Genomic DNA, 19,179 nt, shown 5'->3' on the forward strand with positions numbered 1-19,179 from the left:
AGCGCGGCCACCGGTCCAAACAAGCAAAACCAACTGCCTTCCCCCGATCAGGCACGCGTGTCGCTCTGCCGGGACGCTCGGCTACGTGCGCCCGATCGATCCGAAACACCCAAGAGACCATCTGGAGACCATGACCATGAGCTTTCGTGTTCTAACCGCAGAATTCTCGCATGAGACCAATACGTTCAGCGTGCGCAAGACCGGCTATGATGCGTTCACTGTGGAGGGCGTGCTGTTTGGCGACGACGCCATTCGCGCCCGAGGCGAGGCCAACACCGAGATCGCCGGGTTTCTCGACATCGGGCGCAAATACGACTGGACCATCCAGCACGTGTTGAGCACCGGGGCCGAACCGGCGGGACCGGTGACGCGCGATGCGTTCGACCGGATCGGCGGCGCCATCGTCCAGGCTGCGGCGGAACGCAAGGGCGAACTCGATGGTATCCTGCTTGGCCTGCACGGGGCGATGGTCACCGACTTCTCGCCCGATGGCGAAGGCGAGTTGCTGGAGCGGCTGCGCGCCGTCGTCGGGCCGGACCTGCCGATCGCGGTTACGCTCGATCCGCACGCCAACGTCACGGCCAGGATGTGCGAGCACGCCGACATCCTGATCTCGTTCAAGACCTATCCGCATATCGACATGCGCGACATCGCCCGCCACGCCGGTGAGCTGCTGCACAAGACGATGGCCGGCGAGATCCGACCCAAGACGCTTCTGGCGCGCCGGCCGATGCTGGAGGAGGCCAATGCCGGGCGCACCGACATCGGACCGATGGTCGAGTGGATCGCCAGGGCGCGCGCCTATGAAGAGACGCCTGGCGCGCTCGCGGTCAGCATCAACGGCGCTTTCCCCAATGCCGACATTCCCGAGGTCGGCCCGACGGTGCTCGTCACCTATGACGGCGATCCGGCGCGGCATCAGGCCTTCGCCGAAAGCATCGCCGACGAGATCTGGGACAACCGCTTCAACGTACTGAACACCTTCTACACGGTGATGCAGGCCGCCGAGATCGCGCACGACTACCGCGGCGATCGCCCGTTGATCATCGCCGACTATGCCGACAATCCCGGTGCCGGCGGTTATGGCGACGCGACCGCCTTGCTTGGCGCCATGCTCGAACTGGGTATCAGCGATGCCTGCTTCGGCCCGATCGTCGATCCGGAGACGGCCAAACAGCTTCACAGCGCCACCGTCGGTGACACCGTCCGGCTCAGGCTGGGCGGCAAGACCGATCCGCGCTTCGGCGGCGATCCGCTCAAGGTGACCGGCAAGCTGCTCGTCATCAGCGATGGCAAGCTCATCGGCGATGGCGAGCAGCTCGGCGGGCTGGAGTTCAGCTTTGGTCCGACAGCCGTCGTGCAGGTTGACGGCATCGCGGTGCTCGTCGTCACCGAGCCGTCGCAGATGCGCGACCTCCAGCAGTTCCGGGCCTTCGGCATCGATCCGGCGCGGCATCGCGTGGTCGGGCTCAAGTCGATGCAGCATTTCCGCGCCGCCTTCGAACCCATCGCCGGCAAGGTGATCGTCTGCGACAGCGGCGCGCTGTGCACCATGGACTATTCCAGGATGCCGTATCGCAACGTCTCTCGCCCGATCTTCCCGCTCGACCGCGACATGACACTCTAAGCGCATGGTTATGACATCAAGCAAGCCGGTGACGAAGCCACATATCCAACGAACCGACGTTATCGTGCTCGGTGCAGGAATCATCGGCGTTTCGGTCGCGCTGCAGCTGCAGCGGCGCGGCCGGTCGGTCATCCTTGTCGACCGCCGGGGTGCAGGTGAGGAAACGAGCTACGGCAATGCCGGACTGATCGAACGCTCGAGCGTGGTTCCTTATGGGGCGCCGCGCGAGTTTGCCAAGCTGTTGCGCTATGCGCTGAACCGGTCGGCGGACGTGCATTTCGACTGGCTCCACATGCCGCGGATCGCGCCGTGGCTGTGGCGCTTCTGGCGCGAAGTCGGCGCCCAAGCCGCTGGCGCGCGCGGCGGCCGACATGCAGCCGCTGATCGAGCGTTCGGTAAGCGAGCATGAGGCGCTGATGTCTGAGGCCGGCGTGCTGCCGCAGCTGCGCCGGGCAGGCTGGCTCGAGGCCTATCGAAGCGAAAAGACGTTCGGGCACGCGAGCGATGCCGCCACAGCCCTTCACCAATTCGGGCTGAACTACGAAGTGCTCGACCGAAAGGCGCTGCAACAGCGCGAACCCCATCTCTCCGACGCTCTCGTCGGCGCGGTGCATTGGCTCGACCCGGCCACTGTCGCCGATCCGGGTGCGCTGGTGAAAGCCTATGCCAAGCATTTTGTCGATCGCGGCGGGCTGTTCCTGCAAGGCGATGCCCAGCAGCTGCGGCAGGGGGAAGCGGGCTGGAGCATCGTCACCGACAGCGGACGCGTCGAGGCGGCGGAAGCAGTCGTCGCGCTAGGGCCCTGGACGGACACGATCTCCCGTTCGCTTGGCTACAACATCCCCTTGGCGATGAAGCGCGGCTACCACGTTCATTTCGAAGCCGATGCCAACACCTCGCTCGACCATCCCGTTGTCGACGTCGACGGCGGCTTCGTGCTCGCGCCGATGGCCCAGGGGGTAAGGCTGACCACGGGTGTTGAGTTCGCGTCACGCGACAGCAGGCCAAATCCGGTTCAACTCGACAGGACCGAACCGCTGGCGCGCCAGATCTTCCCGCTCAGGCAGCGCATCGAGGCTACGCCCTGGATGGGGTCGCGGCCGTGCCTGCCCGACATGCGCCCGGCGATCGGCCGTGGCTACAGGCACAAGGGGCTGTGGTTCGCCTTTGGCCACAATCACCATGGCCTGACGCTCGGTCCGGTCACTGGACGCTTGCTGGCCGAGATGATGACGGGCTCGCCGACGTTCACCGATCCGGCGCCCTATGCCTTGGAGCGCTTTGGCCGGTAGCCGCTGCACCGGCGGTTGGGACCAAAATGGCGCTCGAATGCTCGAAGCCAATCGCAGCCGCAACGGATAATTAACAAAGCCGGTCAGCCTGGTCTTTACCAATTGCTGCTATTGCCGAGCTGCAACTTGGGAGAGCAGCCACGATGATTGGAGCAATCGCTGCGCGGTTCAACAGCCTGTCGGTGTTGGGACAGGCCTGTGCGATCGTGGCGGCTGCGACGATCGGCGCCGACCTGCTGACGCTGGTCTTCTACGCGATCTTCTTTTCCGACCGGCTGCTGCTCGACCTGTTGCTGACGAGCCTGATCGTCGTCGCGGTCGCATTTCCGCTGTCCTACTTCTTCATGGGACGCAGCGCGAGACTGGTCGATCTTGCCGCCGAACTGGATCGGGCCAACCGTCTCGACGATCTGACTGGTCTGACGAACAGGCGCACCTTCCTTGTCGAAGCCAGGAAGCTGATCGCGGCAGCGCACGAGAGCGCGGGGATGCTGCTGTTCATCGATGCCGATCATTTCAAGGTCATCAACGACCGCCATGGCCATGCCATGGGCGATGCGGTGTTGCGCGAAGTCGGCGCGGCGCTGAAGTCGTGCATTGCCGAGGCGGATCTTGCCGGGCGCCTGGGCGGCGAGGAGTTCGTCGTCTTGTTGCGCGGCGCCTGCCATGAAAAGGCGGCGCTTGTGTGCGAGCGTTTGAGGCGGAAGGTGAGGGCGATTTCAGGCATTGTCGGGCTGAGCGGTCGAGACGTCACCATCAGCATCGGTGTCTCGAAGCATCAGCCTGGCCAGGATCTCGACGCGCTTCTGCTCGCCGCCGACAGGAATCTCTATGTCGCCAAGACCAGTGGTCGCGATCGCATCGTCCACGCCGACGGCAAGTTGGCCGCTGCCTGAGCGCCTACCGTGTTCTGTCTGCCTGCCGCAGCCTAGCCACCGGTATGGGCGAGGTGCTGGAAGCGGCGGACCATGCGCCAGCCCGAGGCGACAAGCCTGTCGGCGGGTGGCGCCACTGGCAGCACCGGCTGGGTCAGCATGCGGCGCAGTTCGGCCGGCCCGACCTCGCTGGTCATGACGATGCGCGACAGTGTGAACGGGTCTTCGGTCGTTGCGGTCAGGGCATGCCTGACACGGCAAGCCGACGTGAAGCCAGCGCCGCGAACCAGCGCGCGCGTGGTGCGGCTGGAGTAGCCATGCGGATAGGCGAAGCTATGCACCGGCCGCTTCACGCCATGTTCGAGTGCGAGCTTGCTGTCATGGATCTCGCGCGCCGCATCGCTCGCCGACAAGATATCCAGCTGCGGATGGCTGACCGTGTGGGCGCCGATTTCGATGCCTTCGCAAGCCAGGGCGCGCAGATCGGCCCAACCGAGCATCGGGCGGTCGCCTTCTCCCGATGAAGCGAGCCACTGGCTCGTCTTGCCGACGAGACCCGAGACGACATAGAGCGTCGCGGCGAAACCGTAGCGCTCCAGCACCGGCATGGCGCCGGTGAGGAAGTCCTGCAACCCGTCGTCGAAGGTGATGCAGACAGTGCGCGGGGGCAGGGGCCGTTTTTCGCGAAAGATCGTTGCCAGAGCCGAAATCGTCACTGGGCGGAATCCGCCTTCGACCAGCACCTGCATGTGGCGGTCGAACTCGTCGGGCAGCATCATCCAGCGCCGGTAGGGCGCGGCGCAGTCATTGTCGATGCTGTGGTAAAGAAGGATAGGCACGGATGGGCGCATGGCTGTCGATCCCCCCTTGAAGCTGATCTCGTGCCCGTTTGCCGATGGTGGAATAGCTGAAGACGGGCTGCGCGCCGCGGCGTAGCGGCTGCGCAGATAGCCCGGCACGCCAGCAGCGATGCCCAGTCGCTCGCGCCAGATCAGATTGCTGGGATAGTCGCCCGGCAGGCGCTGGGTCTTGGGCGAGGTCGGCCCGGCCATATGGGCGATACCGGCCGGCATGGCGCGTGCCAGGCGCAAGGCTGCCGCCGGTTCGTCGACAACGACCTTGGTGAGATAGGCGCCGAGGCCCATGCCGTAGCCAAAGGCCTGGCGGCGCATACCATCTTCGCCACGACGATGATGGTGCCAGATAAGTGCGCGAGGCTCGTAGACAAGCTGGAAGCCGGCCTGGACCACGGCATAGAAGGAGGCGAGGTCGTCGCCGCCGCGCGCCAGGGTCCCGGCGCCGAGCGCTGCGTCGAAGCCACCGATCTGGCGCAGTGCCTCGGTCCTGAACGCCATGTTGGCGCCCGAGCCGAACTGGCCGGCGGTGAAGGGAAACAGTGACCCGGACGGACGGTTGCCGGCGAGATCGAAGATCTTGCGGGCAAAGCCCTTGCCGAAGCCGCCATGGCGTTCGGTCCAGAACTGGGCACGGGTGTCGAGCTCAGCCGGCAGGATCAGGCCGGTGACGCAGCCGACCCGCCCGTCGCGGTCGAAGTTGGCGGCCATTGCCGCGACCCAGTTGGGATCGACGACGACGTCGTCATCGGTGAACAACACAAGCTCGGAAGACAGGTTGGCGAGGCCGGCATTGTGGGCGCGGCCGAGGCCCGGCACGTTTTCCCTGACATAACGCACTGCGCGCGTCCCGGCATAACGCTGGGCGATGAGGTCCGCTGTCTGCGACGAGGATGGTGCGTTGTCGACGACGACGATGTCGAACGGCTCGTAGGTTTGGATCAGTAGTGAATCCAGGCATCGAGCCAGGCTGCCGGCGCGGTCGCGCGTGGCGATGACGACGCTGGCGAACGGTCCGTTCTTCCTCGGCAGCGGCGCGTCATGCTGGAAGGTGCTGTCCTGGACGGCCTGGTTCTCGGAGATGCGGTGTCGCAGCTCGAAAGGCGTAAGTACGTCAGCGTCGAAATCGAACTCCATGATCGTGACCGGACGGCCCTGGCGGCGGACCAGGCAAAAGACGCCGCCGTAGCGCTCGCCGCTTGCCGGGTCGACCATCGGCACGTCGTTCATCGGCCGGCAGACGTCGATGTCGAGGATCTTGATCGGGCGAAACGGCTCGGTCATGCGGGCCTCCGTGCGCGGCTTAGCCGGGCGCCGACATACCCGATCGTGGTGTAGCCGAGCCCGAAGAAGATACCGGCGGCGCGGGCTAGTCCCCACATGTCCAGCTTCAGCACGGCATCGCCAAGTCCACGCAGGACACCCGCCGGCAGGACGCGCATGACGTAGCGCTGTTCGCTGGACAGTCCGTCCAGTGCGCCGACCGCATTGACGACTTGAGTCTTGGAGCGGCCTTCGGCGAGGCAGCGCTTGCGGAAATAGCGCCAGCCCGCACGCTCGGCCGTCACCTGGTGATGCACGCTCATGTCAGGATCGTAGAGGATGAGCGAACCGGCAATGGCCTGCAGGGCGCGGATGCACAGCTCCGTCTCCTCGCAGCCGGCGGCATCGGCCGCCGTGCGGCCGATGCCTTCGCGGAACCCCCCGGTCAAATCGAAGATGAAGCGGCGGAACGACATGTTGCAGCCGATCGGGTTGCGCACCGGCTCGACCTTTTCGGGCTGGCCGCGATAGCTGCAGCCGACCACCCACTGGAATTCCTCGGGAAACCAGCGCGGGCGATCGACCTGCCACATCGGCATCACGCGGCCGCCAAGGCCGATGACCGACGGATTGCGGTAGTGCGGCAGCATCTTTTCCAGCCAGTCGGGGGCGGCGACCGCGTCGTCGTCGAGGAAGGCGAGGATGTCGCTGCTGGCCCGCCTGACGCCGGTGTTTCGGGCACCCGAAAGGCCGCGTGCGCCTTCATTGACGACGACGAGCAGGTCTGGATAGGTGGCGAAGAAATAAGCCCACAGCGGCATGTTGTGGTCGATGACGACGATGAGCTCAGTCGCCTTGCTGCGCTGGGCGAGCACCGAGGCGATGGCACGGTGAAGCTGCTCGCGACGATTGTCGGCGTAGGCGCAGATGATGACAGATACCGAAGTCGCCGACGCCGTCATGATCGCTCGCCTAGGCGCTGGGTTGGTGTTGTCCGGTTGGATGGCGGGCAGGTACCGCCGGTTTTGCCGGGCGGGAGACGCCGAGGCGGACGATCGTCTTCAACACCCGCCAGCCATCGGGGATGGTGCGCAAGTTGCTCACGCCATGGATGCGCGGGAACTCCTTGCTTGCGACCTCGAACACGTTGAGATTGGCGCGCAGCGCCTGGACGTTCATTTCGGTCTCGATTTCGAAACCTGTCGCTTCCTCGATGTTGAGATAAGGCAGCACGTCGCGCCAGAAGGCATTGTAGCCATAGCAAAGGTCGGTGAACTTGCCGCCGAAGCGAATGCGCACAAGCGTGAGCAGTCCCCAGTTGCCGAGCCTGCGGTACCATTCCATGTCGGTGGTGTTGCCGCCCTGCATGAAGCGCGAGCCCTTGACGAAATCGGCGCCGGCCAACAGCGCGCCGACAAATGCCGGAATCTCGCCGGGATCGGCCGAACCGTCGGCATCGAGCGTGATGATGATGTCGCCCTTGGCGGCATTGAAGCCGGTGCGTAGTGCCGCACCCTTGCCGCGCCTGTCCTGTTGCAGCACGACGATGTCAGGCATCAGCGACTTGGCGACCGCGATGGTGTCATCAGTCGAATTGCCATCGACGAGGATGACCTCGTCAACCCATGCCGGAATGTGGGGAAGAACATGAGGAAGGTTCTTGGCCTCGTTCTTTGCGGGAACCACGACGCTGATGCGAGGTGTGCCGCCGACGGGCATTCCTGCCAGTTTGAAAATTTCCATAGCAGGCCGATGCGGAAATGCTGCCGCGGTCATACCGATTACTCCAACCCAAAGGTGGCGGCATACCCAACGACTACGCGAACCAAACACACCGGACGCAAAACAGCAGCCTGACGAGCACAACTTCGCAGGAAGGTTGTTTCCGATTAAAATCTGGACGCAAGTGTCTTGTTAGCCCCACTCGCCGATCAGAACTGTACCATGAATTTACTTATTGTAAACCATATGTAGTATTGATATGTAATAGAGTTGCTATTGGCGTTGATTGATAGATGTGGATTTGTATGAACTCGCCAGGTCAATGCTTTTTACTAGATAAATAAACGTTTATCTAAATTTAACTACGACTCCTGCCGTGACGGGCGCCCGGTCGTCGGCGTATGTCAATTCATCTGGCCCATATTAGGCTGTGCTGTAATATTAATTCTTACCACGCGAAACCTCCGCGAACCCTGGCTGGATTGCCGCGAAACCTGATCGAAACCCGTGGTGGTTGCAGCCTGCAGCGCCTCGCACTGGTCAGTCGCAATATTGTGATCAGGTTGAAAAGGCGGGGTTTTGCCCCTGCGGAGGCCGGTTCGGTGCTGGTGCGGCGCAAGGGCAACATCCATGCAGATGTTTGTTAGCAAGTGTGCAGATAAGCGCTCTGCTTGAATGACGGCTAGGGGTGTTCGTGTTAGGTTGGCACCAAATCAGGAGGCGGGGGCCACCAGCACGATCAGCGGCGTTAGGACACAGCGCCTGTGAGATGTTCCGTGCGCCCGATTGTTTGAGGATCCAACTTGCCCAGCTCACAGCGACCTGAAGCTCCTCCTGTCCCCGATGTGGTCGACGAATGGGTTGTCCTGATGAACCGGTGGGATGCGGCCTACAGGGATTACCTGGCGGCGCGGGACGCGCGCGCCGCTGGCGAAGCCGCGTCCGGCGCGCCGGTTCCGGAGCTGAAGCTCAGCGAGGACGAGGCGCTGGCCGCATTGGCCGAGATCAAGGCCGAGATGGACAAGATCGTGGCGGAGACGCGGCAGCGGCGCCGGCCGATTGGTGGCTCGATGGTCGTCGGCACGATCGGTCGTGGCGAAGGTGAAACCTCCTCCAAGGCCGAGGACGATCCAAACAAAAAATAACCGCGCCGGCATGTCGCCGCCGGCGAGCCTATCCGCCATGGTCGTCGGGCCGCCCCGGCCTTCGACATGGATCTGGCCAGGGCTATTTCCACGCCCGGAGGTTGCGGTGTATGAAAAACAGGTGAGAACGCGAGACGCCCAGCGAAACGCATGTTTCTTGCCGGCCATTGTCGTGACATTGGCTTGCACGGTGATGCTGTCGCTGTTCGTCGGGGCCGGCGCTGCCGCCGACTTTCCCGCGATCGAGCTAGAGCCGACTTCAAACGCCGCACTCGACGGTGTGTTGCGTTCGGCACTGAACATACCGGAGCTTAAGCGAGCCGCCGAGACAGACGGTTCCACGCAGGCGCAAGGATGGCGGCCAGCTGCCGAGGCCGAACGGCATCGGCTGGAAGAGTTGATGCGCGGCCAAGGCTATCTTGAGGCGCGGATCGACATGTCGGACGTCGCCGCAGGCACAGCCTCCCCAGGCAAGGTCGTGTTCAAACCAAAGGCGGGGGTGCTCTACCGTGTCGGCATGGTCGAAGTCGACGGGCTCGACGGCATTGCCGCCGATGCAGTTCGGGACGACATTTCACGGCAGATGATGGGTACCGCCGGCGAGCCGGCAAGGGGCGACCTGCTGGCAACGCTCGAAGACGAGGTCCTGTGGCGGCTCCGCAGCGCATCCTATCCGTTTGTCCGTGTCACCGATCGCGTCATGATGCCGATCCCGGGACAGGCACTGGCGATTGTGCGCATCGTTGTCGATCCGGGAGTGTCGGCCAAATTCGGCTCCGTCACCTATGCCGGGTTGACCGGCGTCAAGGCGCAGGATCTGAGCCGTCTGCAGCCGTTCAAGCAGGGCGACCCTTATGACCCCGAAGTGCTCGACCGTTTCCGCGAGGCTTTGCTTGCTCATCCTTCGGTCAATGCCGTCAGGTTAAGGCTGCCGGATGCCGTGGACGGCAACGGGCAGCTGCAATTGCGCGCTGAGTTCGAAGAACAACAGCCCAATTCCGATGAAACGACCGGCAAATATCGAACCGGGCTCGTTGCCGCGGTGTCGGCGATCGCGGTGCTGGCCATAAGGCAGGTTTCGGTCGCCAGTCTGCGACCGGGCCGCTCGCCCTGGCCGCTTTGGCTCGAAGTGGTACCGGTGTTGCTGCTCGCCGCCGCATTCTTCCTGATCGCGCAAAGACTGATGCTTCTAGCGTTCCCCGGCTGACGCCTGCGCCTAGGTATCCCTGAAGCCAATGGTCCATTTCGCCGCGTGCCTGACGCGGGCGTCGACTGCGGTGATCGGCAGTCGCTCCAGGAAATATTCCGCATGCGCGTGCGGGGTCGCGCCAAATCGCTGCTTGTAGTGCGCGAGCGAGGCCGAAGCGCCGGTTTCACCAAAGTGATAGTAGCGGCAGCCACTGTGGCAGGCCTCTTCTATGGCGAGTTTCTGGATCAGGTCGTTGGCGCCCGAACTGCCAAGTGCCTGGCGGTCGATTGCCCCGCGAGCGTCGTTGACATTGCCATATTGCAGCACGAAGGCGGCCGCCGCCGGCTTGCCGTCGACCCAGGCGACCCAGATGCGGCAGGCGTCGCCGAAATGCCTGGCGATCGAGCTGAACTTGGCGATCGGATCGCGCCGCCTGCCACGCAGATGCGCGAGCATTCGCGGTTCGTGCTGCTTGTCGGCCCAGCGGTCGAAGGATGAGCGCAGCAGCTGGTAGAAGACCGGCACCAGCTTGCCCGTGGTGTCGCGCTCGACAACGATGTCGCTGCGTTCGGCCTTGCGCACCCTTGTCCGCGTAGTCTTCTTGAAACGCTTCGACCATACCTCGTTGAAGCCGCCGTCGAGGTCGAGGATGTGAGCCAATCCGGGCACCGCGGTGACATGGGAGGGCGCGGCTGCGGCCCACAGATGGGCATGTCGCGGGTTCGGCCTGATCGCGACCCGCAAATGGGGCAGGCTGGCCAGGTCTTCGAAGATGGCACGCAGGTGTTCGATCCTCGGCGAGGCCGACGAGATCACCCCGCCGCGGCCCCAGGCAAAAGGCATCGACTCGGCGACCGACAGTCTAGCCGGCAGATGCCTGTTGCGCACCATCGGCAGGACGTAGTGGTGTCCACCGGCGAAGCGGTAGGCGCGGCTTGCATCCTGGTATTTGCCGAGGGCGCAAAGGCTGTCGAGCCATGCCGGCGACTGATAGGGAAGGGCATCGGGATCGGCGAGCATGAGGCGCTGCCAGAGGTCGCGTGGAGCCGGGCTTTGCACGACAAAAGTTGCCGGCGCGTTCGCTGTGGCGTGCGCGTCCTGTGCGGCCCCAAAATCTGTCGGATCAGTGTCCGTCCGCAACCTCCCACTTTCCACCCAATGTCGCAGATTTTATGAGAATTCACTACCCGGGGTGCCGCCACGTTGCTTTTTGGAATTGCGTTTGTTCAGAAATGGTTACGTCGACGACGTAAAGATATTGTGTATCACAATTTTGTTATTGGTGCGTGATGGAAAATTGTCTCTCGAAGGCCGATCAAAATTTGCACCACTTAAACAAAGTATTTCGGACACATAGCCGCTATTTTCATATCGAAGTCGACGCTCACGAAATCCGCACAGGTGATCTTGGATTTCGCCTGAAGTCGCCAATGTCATTTACCGCAACGGGCAAAACAGCTTGACGAACCGTCGGCCAACCGTCCTAGTTAACAGATCGTAAGCGACAGATTGCCGGATAGCTGGCATGCGCGCCAACCGCGAGTAGCGGAACCACGCAGGTTACAGCCAGCCATCATCTGCCGCCACTCGGGCCTATCGGGTTGTTGCATGGGTAAGGGGTTGTTGGGTGCGGCGCTGGCGGGCGTCTGGTGGTTCGGGCATGCAGGCGCCTTGGCTCAAGGTATCGAGCCGCCACTGATCAAGGGGCAATGGGAACGGATATTCACCGAAGAGTTCGACCAGCCCAGGCTCGACCGCAACAAGTGGACCCGCTGCTACTGGTGGGACAAGGACGGCTGCACCAATCTCGCCAACAAGGAACTGCAATGGTACATGCCCGACAACGTCAGCGTTGCCGATGGCGTCTTGCGGCTGACGGCGCGACCGGAGCCGGTGACCGGCCATGAAGGGCGAACCTTCGATTACACGTCAGGCATGGTAACGACAGGCCGCGACTATCTTGAGCGCGCCAAGCCCGACCGCTTTGCCACGAAATACGGCTATTTCGAAATCCGGGCCAGGATTCCCAAGGGCAAGGGGCTTTGGCCGGCGATCTGGCTGTTGCCGTCGACGCAGGAGCCGCGTCCGGAAATCGACATCCTCGAAGTTCTGGGCCATGCGCCCGACGTGTTCGAGATGCATCTGCACTATCTCGACAAGCAGAAGAACTGGAAGAGCGAAGGCAAGAACGCCAAGACCGTCGACCTTTCCGATGACTGGCATGCCTATGGCCTCGAATGGAGCAAGGATGCCGTCGTCTGGTATCTCGATGGAAAGGAGATGTGGCGCTACACCAAGCCCGAGGGCATTTCGCAGGAGCCGATGTACCTGCTCATCAACCTCGCGGTCGGCGGCAACTGGCCCGGTTCGCCAGACGCCAAGACCAAATTTCCAGCCGACTTCCTGATCGACTATGTTCGCGTCTGGCGGCGTGCCGGGCCATGACGGCGCACCCGCCAACCCTGCGGCATCAGGACCCCGTGGCGGCGCGGGTGAGCGGAAGACGCGGCGGCTGGAAATCTCTTTTTCCATCGGGGCTGATGGGGTCGTCGCTGTTGCGCAACGGCTACGCGCTGATCGCCAATAGCGGGCTGAGTGCCGTGCTGGGGCTGGCGTTCTGGTTCCTGGCGGCGCGTTATTGTTCGCAGGAGGCGATCGGGCTTGGCGGTGCGATCACGGCTACCATCGTCAATCTCTCCAATGCGGCCCAGCTCAATTTCGGCAATCTGCTGGTCCGCTTCGTGCCGACGGTCGGCGGTCGCGCCGGGCGTTTGATCCTGTTTGCCTACGGCATATCCATAATCGCCTCGGTGGTCGTCGCCGTCGTCTTTCTGCTGGTTGTCGGCGCATTCATGCCCAAGCTCGACGTTTTGACTGAGAGCGCGGGCGTCATATTGTGGTTCGTGGCGACCGTCGCCGTCTGGTCGGTGTTTGCGCTGCAAGACAGTGCGCTTTCGGGCTTGCGGCAGTCGATATGGGTCCCGGTTTCGAAGACCATCTACCAGATCGTCAAGATCATGATGCTGATCCCGCTCGCCCTTGCCGGCCTCGGATGGGAGGCCATTGCGCTATCCTGGACCGCGCCGGTGCTGGTCTTCGTTCTTGCCGTCAACCTGTTGATATTCAAGCGTCTTGTTCCGAGCGCGCAGGCCGGAACCGGGCATGGGCATTTGATTGATCGGCGCGCCATGGCGCGCTTCTTCGGCTGGGACTACATCGGCTCGGTGTCGATGATGGTGGCCTGGACGGCGACACCGCTGGTCGTGCTCAACCTTGTCGGTGCTGCCGAGAGCGCCAGCTTCTTCGTCGCCTGGACGATCTTCACCTCGCTCTATTACGTCGGCAGTTCGATGGGCCTGTCGCTGCTGGCCGAGGGCGCGAGCGACGCTGGCCGGCTGCGCTCGCTGGCTGCGGACGCGGCTGTCATGTCCGTCCTGCCGCTGCTCGGTCTTGTCGCGCTGATGCTGGTGTTTGCCCATCCGATCATGTCGGTGTTCGGTGCCGCCTATGCCACCGAAGGTGCCTCGATCCTGCGCGTGTTCACACTTGCCAGCGTCGTTTCCGCCGTCCTGTCCATCTATCTGTCGATCGCCCGCACCAAGGGCTGGATGCGTTCGGTGGCGGCTGCCGAGTTCGCCACGCTCGTCATCGCGCTCGGCGCTGGTGCCCTGCTGGTGCGCAGCGAAGGGCCGATCGGCATGGCGCATGCCTGGCTGCTGGCGATGCTTGCGGTCACCTGCGGTGTCGGTACGCTCGCCCTTGTCACCAGTCGGCGTCACAGCATGCATGACTGGGGTCTGGCGGTTGCGGCCTCGCTGAAGGCGCTGTCGACCCAGTTCCTGCCTTTCGGCCGCAAGGAGGGGGTCGCCGTTCCGGATGATGCCGAGCTTCGACCGCTTCTGGCGATGACGGGAAGTTCTGCCGCCTCGGGCTGGCATGCGCTGAAGTCTGAACACGGACCGGAGGGGACCGCGATCGTCTATCTCGGCGATCCGGCGACTGACGAAACGGCGGCGCACGATGTCGTTCGACCGCAAGGCACTCATGCCGTCCTCCTTGGTGCGCGCGACCCGATTGCAGCCGCCTATGTCGAACGGCTCATCGACAATCTCGACCTGCTGCGTGCCGATCGACGCCTTGAGGCGCTGTCGCCGGTGCTGCCGGCGCGGCTTGCCGTCAGCCGCGCCGATGGTGCCATCGACTGCATCGAGGCCGTCGTGCCCGGCGATGACGGACGGGTGCTGTTGCACGACGCTTTGCAGCGGCAATCGGGTCTTGAAGCCGCCGCCAGCGCCATCGCCACATTGCATGGCCGGACAGCGGCTGCGCGCAGCATTGATGAGGTCTGGTTCCGGGAATGGGTCGAGCGCCCGGCCGCGAAGCTGCGGCTTCTCAGGGGCTCGATGATGTCGGGCAAAGGGCGACGGCAGGCGATCGACAGGTTTGTCGCCCAGCAACGTCGTTACTGGCTTGGTCGGCACGGGCACCTCGGCTGGTGCCACGGCGATCTGCTGCCGCAAAACGTCAACTTCGCCAGGCCCGCCACGAAAGAAGATGGCGGCACGGTCAGGCTTGCCTGCTTGCTGGAATGGGGCAATGCGCGGTCCAACGCGCCGCGTGGTTTCGATGGCTGTACCCTGGCGATTGCCATGCGCATGATGGTGGGTGCCGAACCGCTCGGCGCTGTCGTTGCCGATCTGTTGTGGACGCCGCAATGGCGCGACGACGAAAAGCAGTGGCTGCGCGTTGGATCGGATGGGGAAGGTGACTGGAGCGGCGATGGTGCGGCGATCCGTGCCATGGTCGGCCTTGTCTGGCTGCATCAGGTCAGCGAGCGGGTGCGGCGCCCGGCGCATACAGGTGTCGGCCTGCTGTGGATCGCTTCGAACGTCGATCGCGTGCTCAGGATCGTCTCCACCGATGGAGGCGCGATATGAATGTGATGGCGAGAGAAGCCAGTCTTGCCTTGTCGCCGGCGCTGCGGTCGCCGCCCTTGACCACAGCTGGCCGCGTTTCCACCTGGGCGTTCGGCCTCTCGCTGGTCTGTCTTGGCCTGGCTTTTGCCTTGTGGCTGGTCGTCCTTGTCATCACCGATCCCGCCGGTGTCGACGACTACGGCCTGATCTCTGTCCTGCCGGCAATCATCTGGGTGGCCTATACGGCCGTCGGCCTGGGTTTCGGCTTCAGCTTGAAGCGTGGCGTGTGCGAGACCCGGATGCCGCTGCTGATGATCGTCATGCTGGTGCTGCTGCTCCACGGCACGCCGGCGATCGTCTATGACGCCTTGCGTTACGCCTGGGCCTGGAAGCATGTCGGTGTCGTCGATTACGTTCAGCGCCACGGCCAAATCGACCCGACAGCGCCGTTCCTTGCCGCCTACAGCAATTGGCCCGGCCTGTTCGTCGTCAGTGCCGCGATCGCCAATGTTTTCGACATCAAGCCGGTCCAGCTTGCCGACATTGCACGTTTTTCACCGCCGGCACTCAATCTCCTCTACGTACTGATGCTGCCGCACATCTATCGTCGGTTCACCGCCGACCCGCGGCTCGTCTGGGGGGGGGTATGGCTGTTTGTTGTCGGCAACTGGATCGGCCAGGATTACTTCTCGCCGCAGGGTGTCGCTTTCCTGTTCTACCTGATGCTGGTTGCGCTTTGCGTTGGGCCGTTGCGCATCGTCCACGCCTGGGCCGACCCGGACGGGCGCGGCCTGTCCAGGCTTTGCGGCCGCTACTTCGCCTTTGTCTCGCGGGGCCAGCCGCCAGTCACACTCGCTGTCTCGCCATATGTGCGCGTCGCCGCGTCGCTGGCGGCAATGGCGCTGATCGCAATGATCACGGCGACGCACCCGCTGACGCCGATCGTGGTGCTCATGGCGCTCGGCGGCCTGTGGATCGTGGGCCAATTGAGCCTCGGCTATCTCGTCTTTGCCGGCCTCGTCGAGATCGCGTGGCTGCTGTTCTACGCCGACGGCTACATGGCGTCGGTCCTGCCTGAACTGGTCCAACGTTTCGGCGACACGTCGAATGAAATCAGCGAGCGTCTGGTCGACACCTCGATTGTAAGCGAAGGACAGGTGGTGGTGTCATGGGCGTCGCGGGCGCTGACCGGGGCGATTGCGCTGGCGGCCGTTCTCGGTGGACTGCGCAGGCTTGTGGCGGGATATCGCGACGGACCGGCCGTCGTGCTGACGCTTGCCCCGGCATTTATGATCGTTGCCACCTCCTATGGCGGCGAGATCGTGTTCCGCGTCTATCTGTTTGCATTGCCGTTCCTCGCCTTCTTTGCTGCAGCACTTTTCTTCCCGTGGTCCGGCACGCAGCGCGACGCCATCGCGCGACTTGCGATCGGCCTGTTCGGTGCTGCGCTCTCGGTCGCCTTCGTTCTCGCCAACAATGGTAAGGACCGCCAGTACACATTCACGCAAGCGGAAGTGCGGGCCTCCGAGTGGCTCTACCGGAACGCGCCGGCCGGTTCGATCCTGGTCGAGGGAGCCCCCAACTATCCCGAGCAGTTCATGAACTACGAGAATTTCACCTATGTGCCGATCTCCAACGAGAGCAAGCAATCCGTTGCAGCCGTTCTCTCCGATCCGGCGGCTGAGCTGGGCAACTGGCTGAGGGGTGTTCCGTCCGGCTCTGCCTTCATCATCATCACGCGAAGCCAGAAGGCCTACATCGACGATCTTGGTGTGATGCCGAAGGGTTCGCTCGACGCGATAGAAAAGGCCCTGCGTGCCTCGGCGCGGTTCCGGCTGGTGCGCGCTACCGCCGATGCCAGTGTCTTTGTGCCGAATGACCAAGGGATCGGGATGGGCGAATGGATCAAGTAATGCAGTTGCCTGTTCCGAGCCTCAGTCCAAATGCCGAGATGGAAGCGAGTGCCGGAGGGCGCGGCTACAGTTTCGTGAACGGCACTGTTCAAGATTGCTCTTGCCGAGAAAATGCAATGACTGTTTCATATTAGCTGTGGCGCATCTTGTTGATGCCGCCCGCGCTGTTGGGAGCTTGGGCCCATGCGTATCGGCTGGTTGTTGTGTGCCAGCGTTGTGATGTCGGGAGTAGAGGCTGAAGCCGGTATCGCCGGACAGGCTCCATTCCAACCTCTCCGTGCCCTGTCGCCAGTTGCCGTGGTCCAGCCTGTTCAGGCCACGAAAACCGCGCCGGACAGGCTGGACGGTTTCGTCAGGGCGCTTGCCGCGTCGTACATCGCCTTGGGCGATCTTTACCGGGACGGCAAGACGACGGCTGCGGCAGCCGAAACGGCACTGGCCTACTATCGCGGCCTGAGCAATCCGGGCCGGCCTGCCGCGATCTACGCGGTCATCTCGCCGTCGGACCTGATCGGCGTCGTCAAGGACGCGCCAGCCGATCCGTTCGCTGCGTCGGAGCTTTACCTGCAGGCGGCAGCCATGGGCAGCTCCGAAGCCTTGATGCGGCTCGGCGACCTGTACCGCGAGGGCAGGGTCGTCGCCGCCGACCCGAAGCGCGCCTACCTGTTCTACGATCAGGCCGCCAAGGCTGGCAACGCGGATGGCAACCTGCGTGTCGGCGAAATGCTGGCGCGGGGACAAGGCGTTGCGCGCGATACCGGCAAGGGCTTGGCGATGATCGGTGCGCTCGCCGATGCCGGCAATCCCGAGGCGCTGGTGCTGCTTGGCGACCTGTACCGGCCTGGCGGTCAGGGCATGGTGGCGATGGAGCCGGCGAAGGCGCTCGGCTATTACCGCAAGGCCGCCGCCCTTGGCTATGACGCCGGTAAGCTGCGCGTCGGCGAGATGATCGCTATCGGGCAAGGGGCGACGCAGGACGTCGAGGCCGGGCTGGCGATGATCGAGGAAGTGGTGGCGCGCACCCGCAATCCCGCCGGGCTGGTGCTGCTTGGTTCGCTCTACAGCCGCGCCGATGGCGGTGTCATCGCGATCGATCTCGGCAAGGCTTTCGGTTATTTCCGCCGCGCCGCCGACAGCGGCGACGAGACCGGCATCCTGCGCACCGGCGAGATGCTGGCGCGGGGTCGCGGCACCAGCCAATCCTATCAGGCCGGGCGGGCGATGCTGACCGGCCTTGCCGATCACGGCGATACCTTCGCGCTGATCGCGCTCGGCGACCTGCTCAGCGATGCGGCAGTTGCACCCGTCGACCTTGCCGCTGCGGTCACATCCTATGAAAAGGCGGCATCGCTCGGTCACAGCGATGCCCTGGTCAGGTTGGGCGACCTCTACAGCCGCAACGGCGCAGTCGCGTCCGATTCATCCACGGCCTTTTCCTACTATCTCAGGGCGTCGCAGGCCGGCAATTTGGCCGGCAAGCTGCGTGTCGGCGAAATGACGGTTCTCGGGCAGGGGACCGATCGCAATGTCGCGGTCGGGCTTGCGCAGATGAATGCGCTCGCCGACGATGGCGATGCCGACGCGATGAACATGCTCGGCGCGCTCTACCAGCGCGGCATTGGCGGGCTCCTGCCAGCCAACGCGGCAACGGCGTTCGGCTATTTCAGCAAGGCCGCCGACGCTGGCAGTGTTATCGGCACGGTGCACGCTGGCGAGATGATGGTGCGCGGCCAGGGCACGGCGAAGGACGTCGCCGGCGGCCTGACGCTGGTCAAGGCGGCAGCGGATGCCGGCAACAGCGACGCGTTGATGTCGCTCGGCGCGCTGATGGGCGATGGCTCGACAGGCAGGGTCGACGCGACGGAGGCAGTGCTGGCCTACGAGAAGGCAGCAGCGCTGGGACGCCCGGACGCGCTTGTGCGCATCGGCGACATCTATCGGCTCGGCGGCACAATACCGACCGACCCGGTCAAGGCGTTCGACTACTATCGCAGGGCCGCGCTGGCCGGCGATGAGACCGGCAGGCTGCGCCAGGGCGAGCTGACCGCACGTGGCGAAGGCACGCGCCAGGACATTGTTGCCGGGCTTGAACTGGTCAGGCAGGTCGGGGCTGGCGGCGACCCCTATGCCTATGTCGTGCTCGGCGACCTTCATCTGTCCGGTGCGGCGGGGCCGGTCGATGGCGATGCCGCAGTCGCAGCCTACGAGAATGCGGCGCGGCAGGGGCGCGCCGATGCCTTGCTCAGGCTCGGCGATCTTTATCGTGACGGCAAGGGTGTTCCGGCGGACGGCGGCAAGGCGGCCGAATATTATCTGAAGGCGGTCGACGCGGAGAACCCGGCAGCCACAGCAGGAGAAAATGTTCAGAACTGAACGGCGTCGC

Annotated in this window: 12 protein-coding genes and 1 pseudogene; 9 read left to right on the plus strand and 4 right to left on the minus strand. The window is 63.8% G+C overall.

Annotated features, from left to right (window positions below; all coding sequences use genetic code 11):
• The first annotated feature begins 136 nt into the window (after nucleotides 1–136).
• From ACHMW7_RS13515 to ACHMW7_RS13525, 3 genes and pseudogenes are all read left to right on the plus strand, one after another.
• Nucleotides 137–1,627, plus strand: a complete 1,491-nt coding sequence (locus tag ACHMW7_RS13515; RefSeq protein ID WP_395450724.1) for a M81 family metallopeptidase — start codon at nucleotides 137–139, stop codon at nucleotides 1,625–1,627.
• Between the two features lie 10 nt (nucleotides 1,628–1,637).
• Nucleotides 1,638–2,919: pseudogene (locus ACHMW7_RS13520) on the plus strand (NAD(P)/FAD-dependent oxidoreductase).
• Nucleotides 2,920–3,062: 143 nt separating this feature from the next.
• A complete protein-coding gene (locus tag ACHMW7_RS13525; RefSeq protein ID WP_395450725.1) occupies nucleotides 3,063–3,815 on the plus strand; it encodes a GGDEF domain-containing protein in 753 nt (250 codons plus the stop codon).
• 32 nt (nucleotides 3,816–3,847) lie between these two features.
• On the opposite strand, the gene ACHMW7_RS13530 is transcribed toward ACHMW7_RS13525, so the two are convergent.
• The 3 genes from ACHMW7_RS13530 to ACHMW7_RS13540 are packed head-to-tail and all read right to left on the minus strand — an operon-like array spanning nucleotide 3,848 to nucleotide 7,654.
• Entirely contained in the window at nucleotides 3,848–5,932 is a 2,085-nt protein-coding gene (locus ACHMW7_RS13530; RefSeq protein ID WP_395450726.1) for a polysaccharide deacetylase family protein, read from the minus strand.
• The gene (locus ACHMW7_RS13535) at nucleotides 5,929–6,873 is read right to left on the minus strand and encodes a glycosyltransferase family 2 protein (RefSeq protein WP_395450727.1); all 945 of its coding nucleotides are present in this window, start codon (nucleotides 6,871–6,873) and stop codon (nucleotides 5,929–5,931) included. Before ACHMW7_RS13535 ends, ACHMW7_RS13530 begins: the two co-directional genes overlap by 4 nt.
• A gap of 10 nt (nucleotides 6,874–6,883) precedes the next feature.
• Entirely contained in the window at nucleotides 6,884–7,654 is a 771-nt protein-coding gene (locus tag ACHMW7_RS13540) for a glycosyltransferase family 2 protein (RefSeq protein ID WP_395450728.1), read from the minus strand.
• A gap of 782 nt (nucleotides 7,655–8,436) precedes the next feature.
• On the opposite strand from ACHMW7_RS13540, the gene ACHMW7_RS13545 reads away from it, so the two are divergent.
• Together ACHMW7_RS13545 and ACHMW7_RS13550 are read left to right on the plus strand one after the other, a co-directional pair.
• Complete coding sequence (locus tag ACHMW7_RS13545) at nucleotides 8,437–8,778, plus strand: hypothetical protein (protein WP_395450729.1); 342 nt, start codon at nucleotides 8,437–8,439, stop codon at nucleotides 8,776–8,778.
• 172 nt (nucleotides 8,779–8,950) lie between these two features.
• Nucleotides 8,951–9,985: a hypothetical protein gene (locus tag ACHMW7_RS13550; RefSeq protein ID WP_395450730.1), complete on the plus strand. Its 1,035-nt coding sequence runs from the start codon at nucleotides 8,951–8,953 to the stop codon at nucleotides 9,983–9,985.
• Nucleotides 9,986–9,994: 9 nt separating this feature from the next.
• Here the strand turns inward: ACHMW7_RS13550 and ACHMW7_RS13555 are convergent, their stop codons facing one another.
• A complete protein-coding gene (locus tag ACHMW7_RS13555; protein WP_395450731.1) occupies nucleotides 9,995–10,987 on the minus strand; it encodes a GNAT family N-acetyltransferase in 993 nt (330 codons plus the stop codon).
• 588 nt (nucleotides 10,988–11,575) lie between these two features.
• Here ACHMW7_RS13555 and ACHMW7_RS13560 point away from each other — a divergent pair.
• The 4 genes from ACHMW7_RS13560 (at nucleotide 11,576) to ACHMW7_RS13575 (ending at nucleotide 19,169) form a co-directional block, all read left to right on the plus strand.
• Nucleotides 11,576–12,412, plus strand: a complete 837-nt coding sequence (locus ACHMW7_RS13560; RefSeq protein WP_395450732.1) for a family 16 glycosylhydrolase — start codon at nucleotides 11,576–11,578, stop codon at nucleotides 12,410–12,412.
• A gap of 47 nt (nucleotides 12,413–12,459) precedes the next feature.
• A complete protein-coding gene (locus ACHMW7_RS13565) occupies nucleotides 12,460–14,904 on the plus strand; it encodes a phosphotransferase (protein WP_395450733.1) in 2,445 nt (814 codons plus the stop codon).
• Nucleotides 14,901–16,796 carry a hypothetical protein gene (locus ACHMW7_RS13570; protein WP_395450734.1) on the plus strand — a complete coding sequence of 632 codons (1,896 nt, stop codon included), beginning with the start codon at nucleotides 14,901–14,903 and terminating at the stop codon, nucleotides 16,794–16,796. Before ACHMW7_RS13565 ends, ACHMW7_RS13570 begins: the two co-directional genes overlap by 4 nt.
• A gap of 183 nt (nucleotides 16,797–16,979) precedes the next feature.
• The gene (locus ACHMW7_RS13575) at nucleotides 16,980–19,169 is read left to right on the plus strand and encodes a tetratricopeptide repeat protein (protein WP_395450735.1); all 2,190 of its coding nucleotides are present in this window, start codon (nucleotides 16,980–16,982) and stop codon (nucleotides 19,167–19,169) included.
• Nucleotides 19,170–19,179: the final 10 nt, after the last annotated feature.

This window comes from Aminobacter sp. UC22_36 (assembly GCF_044056035.1).
Lineage (GTDB): Bacteria > Pseudomonadota > Alphaproteobacteria > Rhizobiales > Rhizobiaceae > Aminobacter.

Coding starts and splice junctions, on each gene's coding strand:
- ACHMW7_RS13515 (WP_395450724.1), top strand. CDS start 137: ATGAGCTTTCGTGTTCTAACCGCAGAATTCTCGCATGAGACCAATACG.
- ACHMW7_RS13525 (WP_395450725.1), top strand. CDS start 3,063: ATGATTGGAGCAATCGCTGCGCGGTTCAACAGCCTGTCGGTGTTGGGA.
- ACHMW7_RS13530 (WP_395450726.1), bottom strand. CDS start 5,932: ATGACCGAGCCGTTTCGCCCGATCAAGATCCTCGACATCGACGTCTGC.
- ACHMW7_RS13535 (WP_395450727.1), bottom strand. CDS start 6,873: ATGACGGCGTCGGCGACTTCGGTATCTGTCATCATCTGCGCCTACGCC.
- ACHMW7_RS13540 (WP_395450728.1), bottom strand. CDS start 7,654: ATGGAAATTTTCAAACTGGCAGGAATGCCCGTCGGCGGCACACCTCGC.
- ACHMW7_RS13555 (WP_395450731.1), bottom strand. CDS start 10,987: ATGCTCGCCGATCCCGATGCCCTTCCCTATCAGTCGCCGGCATGGCTC.
- ACHMW7_RS13560 (WP_395450732.1), top strand. CDS start 11,576: ATGGGTAAGGGGTTGTTGGGTGCGGCGCTGGCGGGCGTCTGGTGGTTC.
- ACHMW7_RS13570 (WP_395450734.1), top strand. CDS start 14,901: ATGAATGTGATGGCGAGAGAAGCCAGTCTTGCCTTGTCGCCGGCGCTG.
- ACHMW7_RS13575 (WP_395450735.1), top strand. CDS start 16,980: ATGCGTATCGGCTGGTTGTTGTGTGCCAGCGTTGTGATGTCGGGAGTA.